Source organism: Rhodococcus wratislaviensis (assembly GCF_041228765.1).
GTDB classification, from domain to species: Bacteria; Actinomycetota; Actinomycetes; order Mycobacteriales; family Mycobacteriaceae; genus Rhodococcus_F; species Rhodococcus_F wratislaviensis.
Genome location: NZ_CP150488.1, coordinates 2,604,223 through 2,620,360 on the forward strand (window position 1 = coordinate 2,604,223; position 16,138 = coordinate 2,620,360).

16 protein-coding genes and 2 riboswitches are annotated in these 16,138 nt (G+C 68.7%); all 16 genes read left to right on the forward strand.

Annotated elements, in window-relative coordinates:
• Nucleotides 1–79: 79 nt before the first annotated feature.
• Nucleotides 80–176: riboswitch (SAM riboswitch) on the forward strand.
• A 7-nt stretch (nucleotides 177–183) separates the two neighbouring features.
• On the forward strand, nucleotides 184–258 hold the full coding sequence (locus WKC72_RS11785) for a putative leader peptide (protein ID WP_368681154.1): 75 nt from the start codon (nucleotides 184–186) through the stop codon (nucleotides 256–258).
• 145 nt (nucleotides 259–403) lie between these two features.
• Entirely contained in the window at nucleotides 404–1,384 is a 981-nt protein-coding gene (locus tag WKC72_RS11790) for an amino acid ABC transporter permease (RefSeq protein ID WP_037230742.1), read from the forward strand.
• Nucleotides 1,381–2,163 carry an amino acid ABC transporter ATP-binding protein gene (locus WKC72_RS11795; RefSeq protein ID WP_112300936.1) on the forward strand — a complete coding sequence of 261 codons (783 nt, stop codon included), beginning with the start codon at nucleotides 1,381–1,383 and terminating at the stop codon, nucleotides 2,161–2,163. The genes WKC72_RS11790 and WKC72_RS11795 overlap by 4 nt, the downstream gene beginning before the upstream one ends.
• Nucleotides 2,164–2,200: 37 nt before the next feature.
• On the forward strand, nucleotides 2,201–3,172 hold the full coding sequence (locus WKC72_RS11800) for an ABC transporter substrate-binding protein (RefSeq protein ID WP_037230740.1): 972 nt from the start codon (nucleotides 2,201–2,203) through the stop codon (nucleotides 3,170–3,172).
• An 11-nt stretch (nucleotides 3,173–3,183) separates the two neighbouring features.
• Complete coding sequence (locus WKC72_RS11805; RefSeq protein ID WP_370182685.1) at nucleotides 3,184–3,726, forward strand: GNAT family N-acetyltransferase; 543 nt, start codon at nucleotides 3,184–3,186, stop codon at nucleotides 3,724–3,726.
• On the forward strand, nucleotides 3,723–4,784 hold the full coding sequence (locus WKC72_RS11810) for an LLM class flavin-dependent oxidoreductase (protein ID WP_037230738.1): 1,062 nt from the start codon (nucleotides 3,723–3,725) through the stop codon (nucleotides 4,782–4,784). The genes WKC72_RS11805 and WKC72_RS11810 overlap by 4 nt, the downstream gene beginning before the upstream one ends.
• Complete coding sequence (locus tag WKC72_RS11815) at nucleotides 4,781–5,839, forward strand: LLM class flavin-dependent oxidoreductase (protein ID WP_370182687.1); 1,059 nt, start codon at nucleotides 4,781–4,783, stop codon at nucleotides 5,837–5,839. The genes WKC72_RS11810 and WKC72_RS11815 overlap by 4 nt, the downstream gene beginning before the upstream one ends.
• Nucleotides 5,840–5,854: 15 nt before the next feature.
• The gene (locus tag WKC72_RS11820; protein WP_128642364.1) at nucleotides 5,855–7,249 is read left to right on the forward strand and encodes an NtaA/DmoA family FMN-dependent monooxygenase; all 1,395 of its coding nucleotides are present in this window, start codon (nucleotides 5,855–5,857) and stop codon (nucleotides 7,247–7,249) included.
• Nucleotides 7,250–7,295: 46 nt separating this feature from the next.
• Nucleotides 7,296–7,389, forward strand: a riboswitch (SAM riboswitch).
• 4 nt (nucleotides 7,390–7,393) lie between these two features.
• Nucleotides 7,394–7,477, forward strand: coding sequence for a putative leader peptide (locus tag WKC72_RS11825; protein ID WP_310794466.1), 84 nt, complete (start codon nucleotides 7,394–7,396; stop codon nucleotides 7,475–7,477).
• A gap of 152 nt (nucleotides 7,478–7,629) precedes the next feature.
• Complete coding sequence (locus WKC72_RS11830; RefSeq protein WP_037230736.1) at nucleotides 7,630–9,264, forward strand: ABC transporter substrate-binding protein; 1,635 nt, start codon at nucleotides 7,630–7,632, stop codon at nucleotides 9,262–9,264.
• A 3-nt stretch (nucleotides 9,265–9,267) separates the two neighbouring features.
• Nucleotides 9,268–10,257, forward strand: coding sequence for an ABC transporter permease (locus WKC72_RS11835; RefSeq protein ID WP_370182688.1), 990 nt, complete (start codon nucleotides 9,268–9,270; stop codon nucleotides 10,255–10,257).
• Nucleotides 10,250–11,170, forward strand: coding sequence for an ABC transporter permease (locus WKC72_RS11840; RefSeq protein WP_370182689.1), 921 nt, complete (start codon nucleotides 10,250–10,252; stop codon nucleotides 11,168–11,170). Before WKC72_RS11835 ends, WKC72_RS11840 begins: the two co-directional genes overlap by 8 nt.
• Nucleotides 11,167–12,846 (forward strand): dipeptide ABC transporter ATP-binding protein, encoded by a 1,680-nt coding sequence (locus WKC72_RS11845; RefSeq protein WP_370182691.1) that lies wholly within the window; start codon nucleotides 11,167–11,169, stop codon nucleotides 12,844–12,846. The genes WKC72_RS11840 and WKC72_RS11845 overlap by 4 nt, the downstream gene beginning before the upstream one ends.
• Nucleotides 12,839–13,975 carry an LLM class flavin-dependent oxidoreductase gene (locus WKC72_RS11850; protein WP_370182693.1) on the forward strand — a complete coding sequence of 379 codons (1,137 nt, stop codon included), beginning with the start codon at nucleotides 12,839–12,841 and terminating at the stop codon, nucleotides 13,973–13,975. Before WKC72_RS11845 ends, WKC72_RS11850 begins: the two co-directional genes overlap by 8 nt.
• Before the next feature lie 4 nt (nucleotides 13,976–13,979).
• The gene (locus WKC72_RS11855) at nucleotides 13,980–15,344 is read left to right on the forward strand and encodes an NtaA/DmoA family FMN-dependent monooxygenase (RefSeq protein ID WP_370182694.1); all 1,365 of its coding nucleotides are present in this window, start codon (nucleotides 13,980–13,982) and stop codon (nucleotides 15,342–15,344) included.
• On the forward strand, nucleotides 15,341–16,138 hold the full coding sequence (locus tag WKC72_RS11860; protein WP_370182695.1) for a DUF1684 domain-containing protein: 798 nt from the start codon (nucleotides 15,341–15,343) through the stop codon (nucleotides 16,136–16,138). Before WKC72_RS11855 ends, WKC72_RS11860 begins: the two co-directional genes overlap by 4 nt.

Consider the following 16,138-nt stretch of genomic DNA (forward strand, 5'->3'; position numbering starts at 1 on the left):
GCGATCGTCACCATTTCCCCTGTGTCGCAGGGAAATACCCCGTGTTGACGGGTCCCGGGAATGCGGCTAGTGTTCGCTTCAACCATCCAGAGCGACCGAGAGACCTGGCTCGTTGACGTCGCAGCAACCCTTCCGAATTCTTCGGGTGCGGGTGCTACCGCCGGGATCGATGGAAGGCAGCACATGAACTACCTCGCGCGTCCTGCGTGGCGCAGACGGCACATCGACCTGTGCCGGACCACCTCCTGCCACTGTTGACGGGGTCTCACAGCACGCTCCCCGGGCATTTCGCCCGGTGAGCGCCTGACGCGCGCCCGCATCCCGCGGAAGACGCGCCCTCCTCCCGTCCCGGTTCCAGGTGAAAGGCCGCCTCAGTGATGTCTGTCGTAAGTGGTGAGGGAGCGTGAGCGCCCCCGTCCGGGCGCGTTCGGCCGCGCCCCTCGAGTCAGTGCCCTCCGGCGACGGGGACGCCGCGCTGGAAGTGGCGCGGAGGTGGCATCCGTGGCGGTGGATCGTCAGCGCCGTCGTGCTGGTACTACTCGCCCAGTTCGTCCACGGCCTCGCCACCAACCCGGGGTGGGACTGGGCCACGTTCGCCAAGTACTTCACGGCCGGCTCCGTGCTGCAGGCCCTGTGGATGACGGTGAAGCTGACGCTGTGGGGGACGATCCTCGGATTCGCACTCGGTGTGGTGCTGGCGGTCAGCCGCTTGTCGCACAACCCGGTGCTGCAGGTGATCGCCTGGGTGTACATCTGGGCGTTCCGATCGATTCCGCTGATCGTGCAGCTCCTGTTCTGGTTCAACATCACGTACCTGTATCAGACTCTGTCGCTGGGCATTCCGTTCGGCCCGGGCTTCTTCACGTTCGAGGTCAACGGCGTCATCAGCGGCTTCACCGCCGCCGTCATCGGTCTGGCCCTGCACCAGGCCGCGTACTCCGCCGAGATCATCCGGTCCGGCATCATCTCGGTGGACCACGGGCAGATCGAGGCGGCGCAGTCGCTGGGCATCCCGCGCCGTCGCCAGTTCTTCAAGATCGTTCTGCCCCAGGCGATGCGCGGCATCCTGCCGAACGCCGCGAACGAGGTGATCAGCCTGTTCAAGGGCACCTCGATCGTGTCGACGATGGCGATCGCCGAGCTGTTCTATCAGGTTCAGGTGATCTTCGGCCGCAACGGCCGCGTCGTGCCACTGCTGATGGTCGCGACGATCTGGTACATCATCCTGACCACGCTGTTGTCGATCGGCCAGTACTACGTCGAGCGGCACTACGCGCGCGGATCGGCTCGGGCACTGCCGCCGACTCCGTGGCAGAAGCTCACCCGGAAGTTCGCCGAGATCCGTGACGCCGGTGTCTCCGTACCGAGAGGTGCCACGAAATGACAACCGAAGCCCATCCGGCGGAGTACGCAGTGGAAGTTCGCGGAGTCCACAAGTCCTTCGGCGCACTCGAAGTCCTCCAGGGTGTGGACCTGCTGGTCCGCAAGGGCGAGGTGACGGTGATCCTGGGGCCGTCGGGTTCCGGCAAGTCCACGCTGCTGCGCACGCTCAACCACCTGGAGAAGGTCGACCGCGGCACCATTCGCATCGACGGCGACCTCATCGGTTACCGGCGCAAGGGCAACAAACTGCACGAACTGCGTGAACGCGAGATCCTGAAGCAGCGGTCCCGGATCGGATTCGTGTTCCAGAATTTCAATCTGTTCCCCCACCTCACGGTGCTGGAGAACGTGATCGAGGCGCCGGTGTCCGCGCAGGGCCGCGACCGGGCAGAGGTCGAGGCCGAGGCGATTGCGCTGCTGGAACGGGTCGGCGTGGGCGAGAAGGCCCACGAGTACCCGCGGCAGCTGTCCGGCGGCCAGCAGCAGCGGGTCGCGATCGCCCGGGCCCTCGCACTGCGCCCGGCGGTGATCCTGTTCGACGAGCCCACGTCGGCCCTCGACCCGGAACTGGTCGGCGAGGTCCTCGCCGTGATCAAGCAACTGGCTCGAGACGGCGCGACCCTCGTGATCGTCACCCACGAGGTGGGCTTCGCGCGGGAGGTCGCCGACACGGCGGTCTTCATGGACGCCGGCGTCGTCGTGGAACAGGGCCCACCCTCGCAGGTCATCGACAACCCGCAGCACGACCGCACCGCAGCATTCCTCTCCCGAGTTCTCTGATTTCCCACACCTCGGTGTGGATCCCCGAAAGGCACACATGTCCACCGCACGGTTCCGTACGAAGATTCTGGCCTCGGCCCTCACCACCGTCGCGCTGCTCGCCGCCGCGTGCGGGGGCGGCGACGTCGAGGACGAGGGATCGGGGCCGACCTCGGCCGCCGGTTACAACCTCACCGCAGACCAGAACCGCATCACCACCGACGAGGTCGAGTCGATCGCCGCGAAGGTTCCCCAGCAGATCCGCGACCGCGGCACGCTCATCGTGACGGGCAGCGCCGGTTCCGCCCCGCCCCTGCGCTTCTACGCCGACGACGACAAGACGCTCATCGGCTCCGAGACCGACTTCGCGTACCTGATCGGCGACGTTCTCGGGTTGAAGGTCGATCTCCAGGCCGCGGACTGGGCGCAGAACTTCGTCCGCATCGATTCGGGGGAGGCCGACGCGTTCATTTCCAACGTCACCGTCACCGAGGAGCGGAAGGAGAAGTACGACTTCTCGACGTACCGCCTCGACACGGTCGCGTTCGAGACGAAGAAGGACAGCGGCATCCAGATCAAGGAGCCCAAGGACGTCGCGGGCCTGAAGATCGCGGTCTCCTCCGGCACCAATCAGGAAGCGCTGCTGGTGAAGTGGAGTGAGCAGAACGTCGCGGCGGGGCTCGAACCCACCGACATCACCTACTACCAGAACGTCACCGACTACTACCTGCCACTCGCGTCGGGCCGGATCGACGCCTACTTCGGGCCCAACCCGTCGTCGTCGTTCCACGTGGCGCAGGCGGGGGAGAGTGAGATCGCCGGAACGTTCTCGGGGGCGGGCGACGCCCTCCAGGGTGAGATCGCCGTGCTCACCAAGAAGGACAACGGCCTGGTGACCGCCGTCAACGAGGCAATCAACCACATCATCGAGAACGGCACGTACGCACAGGTTCTCGACCGCTGGAACATCGCGAGCGAGGCAGTCGGCACGTCGGTCGTCAACCCGCCCGGACTCCCGAAGACCAGCTGACAGGAGGACCAGTGACCGAGAGGACCGAATCCGTGCAGACCGTGTTCGTCGACCAGGCAGATCCACTCGCCGCGCCGCTGCTCGAAGAATTGGCGATCGAATACAGCACCCGGTACGGGCGCACCCGCAACGAGATCTACGACGATCTCAGCACGTATCCGGCGGAGGAGTTCGCCGCGCCGGGTGGCGCGTTGCTCGTCGTCGTCGAGGGCGGGACATCGGTGGCGGGCGGAGCCTTCCGCCGCTACGACGACACGACGGCCGAACTCAAACGGATCTGGACCTCGTCGGCGCACCGCCGCCGCGGCCTCGGACGAATCGTGCTGCGGGAGCTCGAGGCCGAGATCGTCCGGGCCGGCTATTCCCGCATCTTCCTCACCACGGGCCCGCGGCAGCCCGAGGCGGTGGCCCTGTACCTGGCCGCGGGGTACACGGCGCTGTTCGATCGCTCCCTCCCGCCGCAGGACGTCGGAATCCACGGATTCGAGAAGGTCCTGCACACCCCTAACGCTCTGCCTTCCGCCTGGGCCGCAAAGGAGTACGAGTCCGTATGAAGTTTCTGCTGATGAGCCTGATCACTCACCAACCGGATCCGGTGACCGGGGAGAGGATCAGCACTGCGGCCAGGCTGCAGGAGGTCGTGGAGTCCGCCGTCCTCGCCGAGCAACTGGGGTACGACGGGTTCGCCGTGGGCGAGCGCCACGAGCATCCCTTCCTGTCCTCGTCCCCACCCGTGGTGCTCAGCGCCATCGCGGCGCGCACCGGCACGCTGCAGTTGTGGACCGCGGTGACCACGCTGAGCCTGCTCGACCCGGTCCGCGCGTTCGAGGACTACTCGACGCTGGACAACCTGTCGGGCGGCCGGCTGCAGCTCATCATCGGGAAGGGCAACGGCACCGCGCAAGCGGAGCTGTTCCACGTCACCCCGGACGACCAGTGGGACCGCAACCGCGAAGGCTACGAACTGTTCCGGCAGTTGTGGGAAAGTGAGGACGTCACCTGGGAGGGCGCGTTCCGGCCGTCGCTCGCGCACGCTGTCGCACTGCCGCGCCCGCTGCAGCGACGGATCCGGATCTGGCACGGCAGCGCGACGAGCAAGGAATCGGTGGATCTCGCGGCCCGCTACGGTGATCCGATCTTCTCGGCGAACGTCACGTATCCCATCGACTCGTACGCCGAACTCGTCCGGCACTACCGCGAACGGTGGACGCACTACGGTCACGATCCCGCCGACGCCCTCGTCGGCGCCGGAACCGCCGGGTTCTACGTGACTCCGAACTCGCAGGACGCGCTCGACGTGTGGCGTCCCATTCACGCCGCTCGCCTCGACTTCGCCCGCAGGGCAGGACTTCCGGTCGTGTTCGAGACCGTCGAGGACTTCGTCGAACGCAGTTCCGCACTGATCGGCAGCCCGCAGCAGGTGATCGACAAGGTGCAGCGCTACCACGAGCAGTTCGGCCACGAGGTGATCCACCTGAGCGCCGACCGCGTCGGCACCGACAAGCAGCACCGCGAGAGCCTGGAGCTGTTCCAGGCCGAGGTGGCACCCGCGCTGCGCGAGACCATTCCGAGCCGCCCCCTCGCGGCCCGCACCGAGGAGGAAGACGCATGAGCCTGGTTCTGGGCATCGAACTCGACGGCGAGGGTGCGCATCCCGAAGCCTGGCGCCGAGCCGCGCACACACCCGACCGGTTGCTGACCGGGCGAACGGTGGCGGACCGGGTCGCGGCGGCCGAGAACGCGGGTTTCACGTTCGCCTCCTTCGATGATTCGCTCCTGCCTCCCGGCGCCGGCGGGGGACCCGTCGGCCGGATCGACGCGGTGAACCGCGCGGCGTTCGTCGCCGCGACCACCAGCACGATCGGACTCGTACCGGTCGTCGGCACCACGTATGCCGAGCCGTTTCACACGTCCTCCCAGCTCTCGACGCTCGACTACGCGTCGCGCGGTCGCGGTGGCTGGATCGCAGCACGCGACACCGACCCGCGGGTCGCGAGCGCACTGGGCCGGGCCGAGGTCACCGCACCCGCCGATCTCGTTCAGGAGGAACGGGACGCGATCACCGTGGTCCGGGACCTGTGGGATTCGTGGGAGGACGACGCGGTGATCCGCGACTACGCGACCGGACGTTTCCTCGACCGCGACCGAGTGCACTACCTCGACTTCCAGGGCGAGACGTACTCGGTGAAGGGTCCGGCCATCGTGCCGCGACCACCGCAGGGGCAACTGGTGGTGTTCGGCCGTGCGGGGGACACCGATCCGTCGCTGGTCGACGTGGTGCTGGTGTCCGGACCGACAGTCGAGGACACCGTCGAGGCGGCCGTGCGCGCAAAGGCAGGCGGGGCGGTACTGGTGTTCGCGGAACTGGACGTCGCGCTGGGCGCGTCGCCGCCTGCCCCGCCGAGCGGACGGGTGTCGTTCGCCGGCGATGCCACCGGGCTGGTGGACCTGTTGCGGACCCTGGATGCGCACGTCGACGGCGTGCGCCTGCATCCCGCCGTCGTCGACGAGGACCTTCCGGTGCTGGCCCGGTTCGTGGTTCCGGCGCTTCTCCGTGCCGGCATCGCCCACCGTCCAGTTCCCGGTTCGACCCTGCGCGGCACGCTGGGCCTCGACCGTCCCGTCACCCGATTCCAGGCCGAGCGCCTCGAACACTCCTCTCGCTGAAAGGTTGTGGAGAACATGACCGACAACTCGTACGCCCGACCCGGCGCCCAGGTGCACTTCGGTGTCTTCTTCCAGGGCGTCAACCACACGACGATCTGGTCGGATCCGTCGAGCGGATCGCAGATCGACTTCGAGACGTTCCGGCGGGTGGCACTGACCGCCGAGCGCGGCCTGTTCGACGCCTTCTTCCTCGGTGAGGGCCTGCGCCTGCGGGAACAGGAGGGCAAGATTCTCGATCTCGACATCGTGGGCCGCCCGGACGCGATCACCCAGCTCGCGGCGCTCGCCGGCATCACCCGGCACATCGGGTTGGTGGCCACCCAGAACACCACCTACAACGAGCCCGCCGACCTCGCCAGGCGGCTGTCCGGGCTGGACCTGCTGTCCGGTGGCCGTGCCGGCTGGAACGCGGTCACCACGGACAATGCCTGGACCGGTGAGAACTTCCGGCGCGGCGGCTTCCTCGATCACGCGGACAGGTACGAGCGGGCCGGGCAGTTCCTCGACACCGCCCGGGCGATCTGGGATGCGTGGGCCGACGGCGCGGTCGCGACGAGGACCGACGCGCCGTCGTGGGCAACCCCGGACGGGGTGCGGGAGGTGTCCCGGCGCACGTCGCAGTTCGACGTCACGATCACCCCCACGCTGCCGCGCAGCGCCCAGGGACACCCCGTCATCTTCCAGGCCGGTGACTCACCGGCGGGCCGGGACTTCGCGGCCGCGCACACCGACGTGATCTTCTCCCGGCACGGAACGCATTTCGACGCGGCGCTCGCCTTCGCCGAGGACATCAGGGCGAGAGTGCGTCGTGCGGGGCGCCCCGAGGACGACGTCAAGATTCTGCCGGGCACGCAGATCGTGCTCGCGGAGAACGCGTCCGAGGTGGAGGAGAAGGTGCGCTGGGTTCTCGAGGGCCAGTACACCGGGCAGACGGCGTTGTCTCTGGTCGGTCAGGTGTGGGGCCGCGATCTGTCCGATCGCGACCCGGACGGTCCACTGCCCGAATTCGATCCGGTGCCCGCGCCGATCTCCGTCACCCGCGGGGCGGCGCGTGACGGAAAGGATCCGCTCGCCATCGCCAGGGAATGGCGGGCACTGGCGGAGGCGCAGAACCTGTCGCTGCGTCAGGTGGCGATCGCGACCACCCAGCGCTCCGGTTTCGCGGGCACCCCCGGGCAGGTCGCCGACGAACTCACCCGGTGGGTTCGCAGTGGGGCGACGGACGGATTTAACATCTCGCCGTATCTGGTGCCCACCGGACTCGACGAGATCGTCGACCTGCTGGTGCCCGAATTGCAGGAGCGAGGTTCGTACCGAACGGAATACGAAGGCTCCACCCTGCGTGAGCACCTCGGGCTCCGGCCCGCCCTGTCGCGCCGGGAGGTCGAGTCCCGGCAGGCGGTCGGGTAGCGGGGTCCGTGTGGCGCCGCGACCGGCGATCTCTTACACTCGGTAACGACCATCCAGAGCGACCGAGAGACCTGGCTCGTTGACGTCGCAGCAACCCCCCGCCCTGCGGGTGCGGGTGCTACCGCCGGGATCGATGGAGGAACGATGTTGACCGAAGGTTTCGTGAGCGCCTGGGGGCGCCTGCACGTCGATCTCTGTCGGCTGTCCACCTCGATCTGTCACAGCTGACCTGATACCCCGATCCCTCGGGGTTCCGGCTCTTCACACCGCATCCGCGTCGGATCCGGTGTCCCTCACCTTCCTGTGCGCGTGAGCGCTGCCGATACGACGGGCAGCGCGCACGGCACTTCTTCGAGATCACGGAGTTCTCGGTGCCATCAGTGCTTTTGTCCTCGCCCCACCGCGGTGCCCGCATCGCAGCAGGTATCGGCGCCGCCGCCGTGCTGGCCACGGCGCTCACCGCCTGCGGTGGCGGTTCCAGCAGTTCCTCCGCGGATGCGGGCCCCGCACAGCCGGGCGGCACACTCCGCTACGGCCTCTCCCAGGCACCCACGTGCGCCGACCCCGCGCAGTCGGGCACGAATCAGACGATCTACGTGGCTCGTCAGGTGGTGGACTCGCTCACCGACCAGGACCCGGAGACGGGCGAACTGAAGCCGTGGCTCGCCGAGAGCTGGGAAACCGACGCCGACGCATCCTCCTTCACGTTCCACCTGAAGGAGGGGGTGACGTTCAGTGACGGAACGCCTTTCACCGCGGAGTCGGTGAAGAAGAATCTCGACGCCATCGTGAACACCCTCTCCGGCGCCAAGGCCCCGCTCGGTGCCAGCTACCTCGCCGGGTACACCGGAACCACCGTGATCGACCCGCTGACCGCGCAGGTCGACTTCGCCGCACCCAACGCGCAGTTCCTGCAGGCGTCGTCCACCCCGCAGCTGGGCATCCTGTCCGATGCGTCCGTCGCGAAGTCCGCCGAAGAGCGGTGCACCGGCAACATCTCGGGCACCGGACCGTTCACGTACGCCGACTACCAGCAGGACAAGTCGGTGACCCTCGCCAAGCGCGCCGGATACAACTGGGGTTCGGACGTGTTCGGCCACGACGGCGAGGCCTACCTCGACACCATCGAGTTCAGTGTCGTGCCCGAATCCGGTGTCCGCACGGGCAGCCTGTCCTCGGGACAGCTGGATGCGATCAGTGACGCGTTGCCGCAGGATGCCCCGCAGATCGAAGGCGCAGGCGGGCAGGTGCTCACCACGTCGAACCCCGGGACGCCGTTCGGTTTCCAGCCCAACGTGACTCGCGGACCGCTCGTCGATCCGGTCGTGCGCAGTGCGCTGGTCCCGGCGATCAACCGGCAGGAACTGGTCGACACCGTGCTCGGGCCCAACTTCAAGCCCGCCACCAGCACGCTGGCCAGCCGCACCCCCGGCTACGTGGCGCTGCCGGACGTGACATTCGACCCGGAGAAGGCGAAGTCGATCCTCGACCAGGCGGGCTGGGTTCCCGGTGCCGACGGCATCCGGGAGAAGGGCGGTCAGAAGCTGAGCTTCCCCGTTCTGTTCAGCTCCGTGTTCGCCGGCAACCAGGCCATCCTCGAACTGGTGCAGCAGCAGCTCAAAGAGGTGGGAGTGGATCTGCAGCTGAATCTCGTGTCCACCCCGGAGGCCACCGCTCGCCAGAATGCCAAGGACTTCGACGCCACCTATTACAACAGCACCCGCGCCGACGGTGACATCCTCCGCACCCAGTTCGGACTCGAGGGCCGCAACCTGAACAACCGCGGACCGATTCCCGCGCTCGACGCCGTGCTCGCGAAGCAGCTCGCCACCACCGACACCACCGAGCGGAGCGCGCTCGTCGCCGACGCCCAGCAGCAGGTGCTCGACAACGGCCTGTGGATCCCCACGGTGGAGTTGTCGCAGGCGATCGGCGCCGGCCCGAACGTGCAGGACCTGAAGTTCGAGGCCTCGGCCCGGCTCCAGTTCTTCGACACCTGGATCAGCGGACGCTGAGCCATGATTCGCTACCTCGGACTACGCGTGCTGCAGGCGATCGCCGTCCTGTGGGCGACGTTCACCGTGTCGTTCGCCGTGCTGTTCCTGTTGCCGTCCGACCCGGTGAGCATCGCCGTCGACTCGGCGACCGCCGGAACGACGGTCGACGCGGCCGCCGTCGCGGAGCTGCAGGCGCGGTACGGCCTCGACCAGCCGGTGTGGGTGCAGTACTGGAATTCGCTGAGCCACGCCGTCCGCGGTGACTTCGGGTACTCGATCGCCACCGGGCAATCGGTGACCGAGGCGATCGGGAACGCGGTCCCCAGCACGCTCGCGCTGGCGTCCGCGGCGCTGCTCCTCGCGGTCGTGTTCGGGGCAGCGGTCGCGTTCCTCGCCACCTACACCAGGGTCCACTGGGTGCGGAATCTGCTGTTCTCGCTGCCTCCGCTCGGTGTCGCGGTGCCGACGTTCTGGGTGGGACTGATTCTGCTGCAGCTGTTCTCGTTCCGGCTGAAGGCCTTTCCGGCGTTCGGCGACCAGGGGATCGCGACGCTGGTGCTCCCCGCGGTGACGCTCGCGCTGCCGACCGGCGCGGTGATCGCCCAGGTGCTGGCGGCGAGTCTGCAGACCACGTGGCGGCAGCCGTTCATCGAAGCCGCGCGGGCGAAGGGCGCGTCCCGCTGGCAGATCCAGACCCGGCACGCGCTGCGCCTGTCGAGCATTCCCGCGTTCACCATCGCCGGTGTGCTCGTGGGGAATCTGCTGGCCGGATCGGTCGTCGTCGAGACGGTGTTCTCGCGCTCCGGAGTCGGGCGGCTCACCCAGACGTCCGTGATGGCGCAGGACATTCCGGTGGTCCAGGGAATCGTGGTGCTGAGCTCCGTCGTCTACGTACTCGTCAATCTCGCCGTCGATCTGCTCTACCCGCTGATCGATCCCCGGATCGTCGAGGGCAGGCGCAGTTCGGACCGCAGCGGCGGCGCGGATGTGGAGGAGAAGGTTCATGTCTGACATCCTCAGCAGGGAACTGATCGACGAGGCCGAGGGTTTCGGCACTCCGCCGGTCGAACCGCCGCCCGTGATCGCGTCCGAGTCGGACAGCCGCGGACGCCGCGTGGTGACGTGGTTGCGTCGCAATCTCGTGCTCGTGGCCTCGGCCGCGGTGCTCCTCGTCGCGGTCGGATTCGCGGTGGCGCCGTCGGTGTTCGCGAGCGGCGACCCGCTGGTCGGGGTGCCCGCCGAGAAACTGCAGGCGCCGAGCGCCGCGCACTGGTTCGGCACCGACAACATCGGCCGCGACGTGTATACCCGCGTGGTCCACGGCGCCGGATTGTCGCTGACCGCAACGTTGTTGGCCGTGGGCATCGCACTGGTCGTCGGTTCGCTGATCGGCCTGCTGTCCGGTGCCGTCGGAGGTGCGCTGGACGCCTTCCTGATGCGCGTCGTCGACGTCCTCCTGTCGATCCCCGCCCTGCTGCTCTCGCTCGCTCTGGTGACCGCGCTGGGATTCGGCACGGTCAACGTGGCCATCGCGGTGGGCGTGTCGCTGATCGCGAACTTCGCCCGCGTGATGCGTTCGGAGGTGCTGCGCGTGCGCCGGTCGCTGTACGTCGAGGCGGCGTTCGCGTCGGGTGTCCGCTGGCACACGGTGCTGCGCCGCCACGTTCTGCGGAACTCGTACGCGCCCGTCGTGGCACTCGCCGCCGTCGAGTTCGGGATGGCGGTCCTCGCGGTGTCGTCGCTGAGCTTCCTCGGGTTCGGCGCGGTGCCGCCCACCCCGGAATGGGGCTCGCTGATCTCCGAGGGCCGGAACTACCTCGCCACCGCGTGGTGGATGACCACCCTGCCCGGACTGGTGATCGTGGCCGTCGTGCTGTCGGCGCACCGACTCGGACATGCGCTCGAACAGAGGGAAGTGCGATGAGTTCGACCACTACTGCTGCGGCAGGCACCACGGCGCCGCTCCTCCAGGTCTCCGGACTGCGGGTGGCGTACGGGAGCGTGAGCGATCCCGTCGTGGCCGTGAAGGGCGTCGACCTCACGGTCTCGCGCGGCGAAGTGGTGGCCGTGGTCGGCGAGTCCGGCTCCGGAAAATCCACCACCGCGCACGCCATCCTCGGGCTGCTCAGCGGATCCGGGCGGGCCGTCGCCGGCACCGTCACATTCGACGGTGAGCGTCTCGACACCAAGTCGGAGCGCGCACTCGGACGGGTCCGCGGCGCCCGGATCGGCCTGGTTCCCCAGGACCCGACGACGTCGCTCAACCCCGTCCTGCGGGTCGGCGCCCAGGTGGCCGAGGTGCTCCGGATCCACGGTCTCGCCGACCGGCGGACGGCCGCCGTCGAGGCGGTGCGCATTCTCGCCGAGGCCGGGATCGACAAGCCCGAGGTGCGGGCGAGACAGTACCCGCAGGACCTCTCGGGCGGGCAACGGCAGCGCGTCCTGATCGGGATCGCGCTGGCGTGCAGCCCCGAACTCGTGATCGCGGACGAGCCGACCAGCGCACTCGACGTCACGGTGCAGCGCCGGATTCTCGATCACCTCGACGCGCGGATCGCCGAATCCGGCACCGCGGTCCTGCTGATCACGCACGATCTGGGTGTCGCAGCCGACCGCGCCGACCGGATCGTGGTGATGAGCCAGGGTGAGGTGGTGGAAGCGGGCCCCACCCGCGAGATCCTCGAGAACCCCCAGCACGAGTACACCCGCACCCTGCTGGCCGCGGCGCCGAGTCTCTCGGTGGGACGGGGGCCCAGCCGCGCCGCGGAGGCGGGCGGGGCCGAACCCGATGTCCTGCTGCGGGTGTCCGGGGTGTCCAAGACGTTCCGGATCGATCGGCGCACGGCCATCGACGCCGTCGATGACGTGTCGTTCGAGGTCCCCCGCGGGCGCACCCTGTCGCTGGTGGGGGAGTCGGGGTCCGGCAAGTCCACGGTGGCCCGGATCGCGATCCGGTTGGAGTCTCCCACCGGAGGCCGCGTCGAGTTCGACGGCCGGGACATCACCACCCTGCGCGGCGGCGCGCTGCGCGCCCTGCGGCGCCGAGTGCAGATCGTGTACCAGAACCCCTATGCGTCCCTCGATCCGAAGCTGGCCGTTGCGGATATCGTGGCGGAACCGCTCGGTGCGTTCGGTGTCGGCATCCGGGCGGAACGGGAGGCGCGAGTCGCCGACCTGCTCGAGCAGGTCGCGTTGCCGCGCACCTACCTCGAACGCCGACCGGCCGAGTTGTCCGGCGGCCAACGGCAGCGGGTCGCCATCGCCCGCGCGCTCGCGCTGCACCCCGAACTCGTCGTGCTCGACGAACCGGTGTCGGCGCTGGACGTCTCGGTGCAGTCGCAGATCCTCGGGCTGCTCGAGCGCCTGCAGCGGGACCTCGGGCTCAGCTACCTGTTCATCTCACACGACCTCGCCGTGGTCCGGCAGATCAGCGACACGGTCGCGGTGATGCGGTCCGGCCGCATCGTCGAATCGGGCACCGCGGCGGAAATATTCGACAATCCCCGCCACGACTACACCCGGCAGTTGCTCGACGCCATCCCGGGACGATCCGTCGTGCGTCCACGTTCTGCACAGCTGGAGGAATCGATTCATGCCTGAGCCACACGACCCGCTCGTCGCCGTCGATCTGTACGGCACGGGAATTCATCCGCAGTCCTGGCGTCGTCAGGACTCGCGCGCCGAGGACCTCTTCACCGCCGGCTACTGGACCGGCCTGCTCGGGCAGGCCGACTCCGCCGGAGTGGACCTCGCGTTCGTCGGCGATACCTTCGCGATCGCCACGACGGGACACGCCGATCAGCGTGGACAACTGGACGCCGTGGCGATCGCCGCACGGGCCGTCGCGTCCACCGAGCGGATCGGCCTGGTTCCGACGGTGACCGTCACCCACACCGAACCGTTCCACGTGTCCAAGGCCATCGCGAGCCTCGACCACGCGTCGCTCGGCCGCGCCGGATGGCAGGCGGACGTGTCGGCCGGTCAGGCGCAGGCGAATCTGTTCGGGCGCAGGGACGCACAGGATGTCGAGAGTCTGTGGGCGGAGGCGGCCGACGCGATCGAGGTCGTCAGCCTGCTGTGGGACAGCTGGGAGGACGACGCCGAGATCCGCGACGTGCGCACCGGCCGCTTCATCGACCGGGACAAGCTGCACTACATCGATTTCGAGGGCACGCACTTCTCCGTGAAGGGTCCCTCGATCACGCCGCGATCGCCGCAGGGGCAGTCGCTGATCGTGATAGGTGCGCGGGACGAGCACTCCACCCGGGTCGCCGCGGCGCGCGCCGACGTGATCCGCATCGGCGCGCCCACCGTGGACGCAGCACGTGACGCCGCGGACCGGGTGCGACGTGCCGCCGCCGAGGCGGGCCGGGACTCCGCCTCGCTGCGGATCCTGCTGGACGTCGAGGTGGTGATCGCCGCGACCGCCGACGCGGCGGAACGCGACCTCGCCCAGCTCGAGAACTGGTCCGGCAGCCGATACGAGCCGGCGTCGATTCTCCATCGCGGCGACGCGCCGGGACTCTCCCGCCTGATCACCGACGTGGTGGGCGCCGGGGGCGTCGACGGCGTGACCCTCCGGCCGCTGGCGCTGACGTCCGGCCTGAACGAGATCACCGAGCGCGTCCTGCCGCTGCTGCGCCCGGGCGACCGAGCGCCCGACAGCGGAGTGCTCCGGGAGCGGCTCGGCTTCACCCGTCCCGTCAATCACTTCGCCGGGCAGGACTGACATCATGAGCAACCAGCGCAAGCAGATTCATCTCGCCGCGCACTTTCCCGGCGTCAACAACACCACCGTGTGGAGCGATCCCGAGTCGAAGAGTCAGATCGACTTCGACTCGTTTGTGCACCTCGCGGAGACCGCCGAACGCGGGTTGTTCGACTTCTTCTTCCTCGCCGAGGGCCTGCGCCTGCGTGAGCACCGAGGACAGATCCACGACCTCGACGTGGTGGGCCGGCCCGACACGTTGACGGTGCTCGGCGCGCTCGCCGGAGTCACCACACATCTGGGCCTGGCGGGGACGATCAACACCACGTTCAACGAACCGTACGAGCTGGCACGGCAATTCGCCTCGCTCGACCACCTGTCCGACGGCCGGGCCGCGTGGAACATGGTGACGTCCTCGGACGCGTTCACGGGGGAGAATTTCCGGCGCGGGGGATACCTCGACAAGGCCGACCGGTACGTCCGCGCAGGCGAACTGATCGAGGGCGCCCGCAAGTTCTGGGACAGCTGGGATCAGGATGCGCTGCAGATCGACCGCGCCCGGGGAGTGTTCGCCGCGGACAACGCGATTCGCGACGTCACCCACTCCGGCTCCCAGTTCGACATCCGGGGACGGTTCACGATTCCCCGGAGCCCGCAGGGGCATCCGGTGCTGCTGCAGGCCGGTGACTCCGATGAGGGCCGCGAATTCGGCGCCGCCCAAGCGGATGCGATCTTCACCATTCACGGATCGCTCGAGGACGGTCAGAAGTTCTATACGGACGTCAAGGGCAGGCTGGCGAAGTACGGGCGCAGCCACGGCGACCTCAAGGTGCTGCCCGCGGCGACCTTCGTGCTGGGCGACTCCGCGGCGGACGCGGCCGAGCGCGCCGATCACATCCGGCACCAGCAGGTGGGCCCACAGACGGCGATCGCGTTTCTCGAACAGGTGTGGGGCCGTGACCTTTCCGCGTACGACCCGGACGGTCCGCTACCGGACGTCGAACCGGCCGACGACACGAACATCACCCGCGGCCGGGTCCGGCACGCGACGGACCCACGCGAGATCGCTGCCGCGTGGCGGGCGAAGGCGGAAGCCGAGAAGCTCAGCATCCGTGAACTGATCATCGCGGTCACCACCCGCCAGCAGTTCGTCGGCACCGCCGCGCAGGTGGCCGAGGAGATCGACCGCTACGTGCAGGCGGACGCGTGCGACGGCTTCATCCTGGTACCGCACCTCACTCCGGCCGGGCTCGACGAGATCGTCGAGACGGTGGTCCCGGAGTTGCAGAACCGCGGCAGTTTCCGCTCCGAGTACTCGGGGACGACCCTGCGCAGCCATCTCGGACTGCGCCATCCGCATCACCAGACAGAAGGAGTTCGGGCATCATGACCGCAGTCACCGCAGGCGCGACATTCGAGCAGGACTGGCAGGACTGGCATTCGGCGCGGGAGGAGTCGTTCCGCGACCCGCTGGGATGGCTGAGTCTCACGGCCCTGCACTGGCTCGTCGAGACGGACACCACGTTCCCCGACCTGCCCGGGAAGTGGCGGGCCGATGCGGACGGGGTGGTGATCACGGCCACCGCCGACGCCGGTCTCGAGGTCGACGGCGACGCGGTCGACGGCACGGAGACCCTCGCACCGCTGGAGGGTGCACCCGGTCTGCTCGTCCGGCACGGGAGCCGCAACATCGAGGTGATCCGCAGAACCGGTGACGTCGCCCTGCGGATCCACGACCCCGAGGCAGGCACCCTCGCCGCGTTCACCGGAATCCCGACGTTCCTGCCTGCGCGGCAGTGGGCCGTGCCGGGAACGTTCACCCCGTTCCCACAGTCCCGCGTCGTGACGACGGGTGCGGTCGTCGAGGGACTCGAGCACCACCACACGGCGCTGGGGACGCTGGCATTCGACTACGACGGCGCCGCACACGAACTCGTCGCGTTCGCCGGCAAGGACGGTGGCCTGCACGTTTTGTTCACCGATGCCACCAGCGGGGTCAGCACGTACCCCGCGGCGCGGTCACTGGCCGTGGTCGCCCCCGCCGCCGACGGCCGGGTGGTCCTCGATTTCAACCGGGCGGCCAACCTGCCGTGCGCATTCACCGACTACGCCACCTGCCCGGTCGCGCCCGCCGAGAACCGGCTGACGCTCGCGGTCGAGGCCGGCGAGAAGAACCCGCGGTAG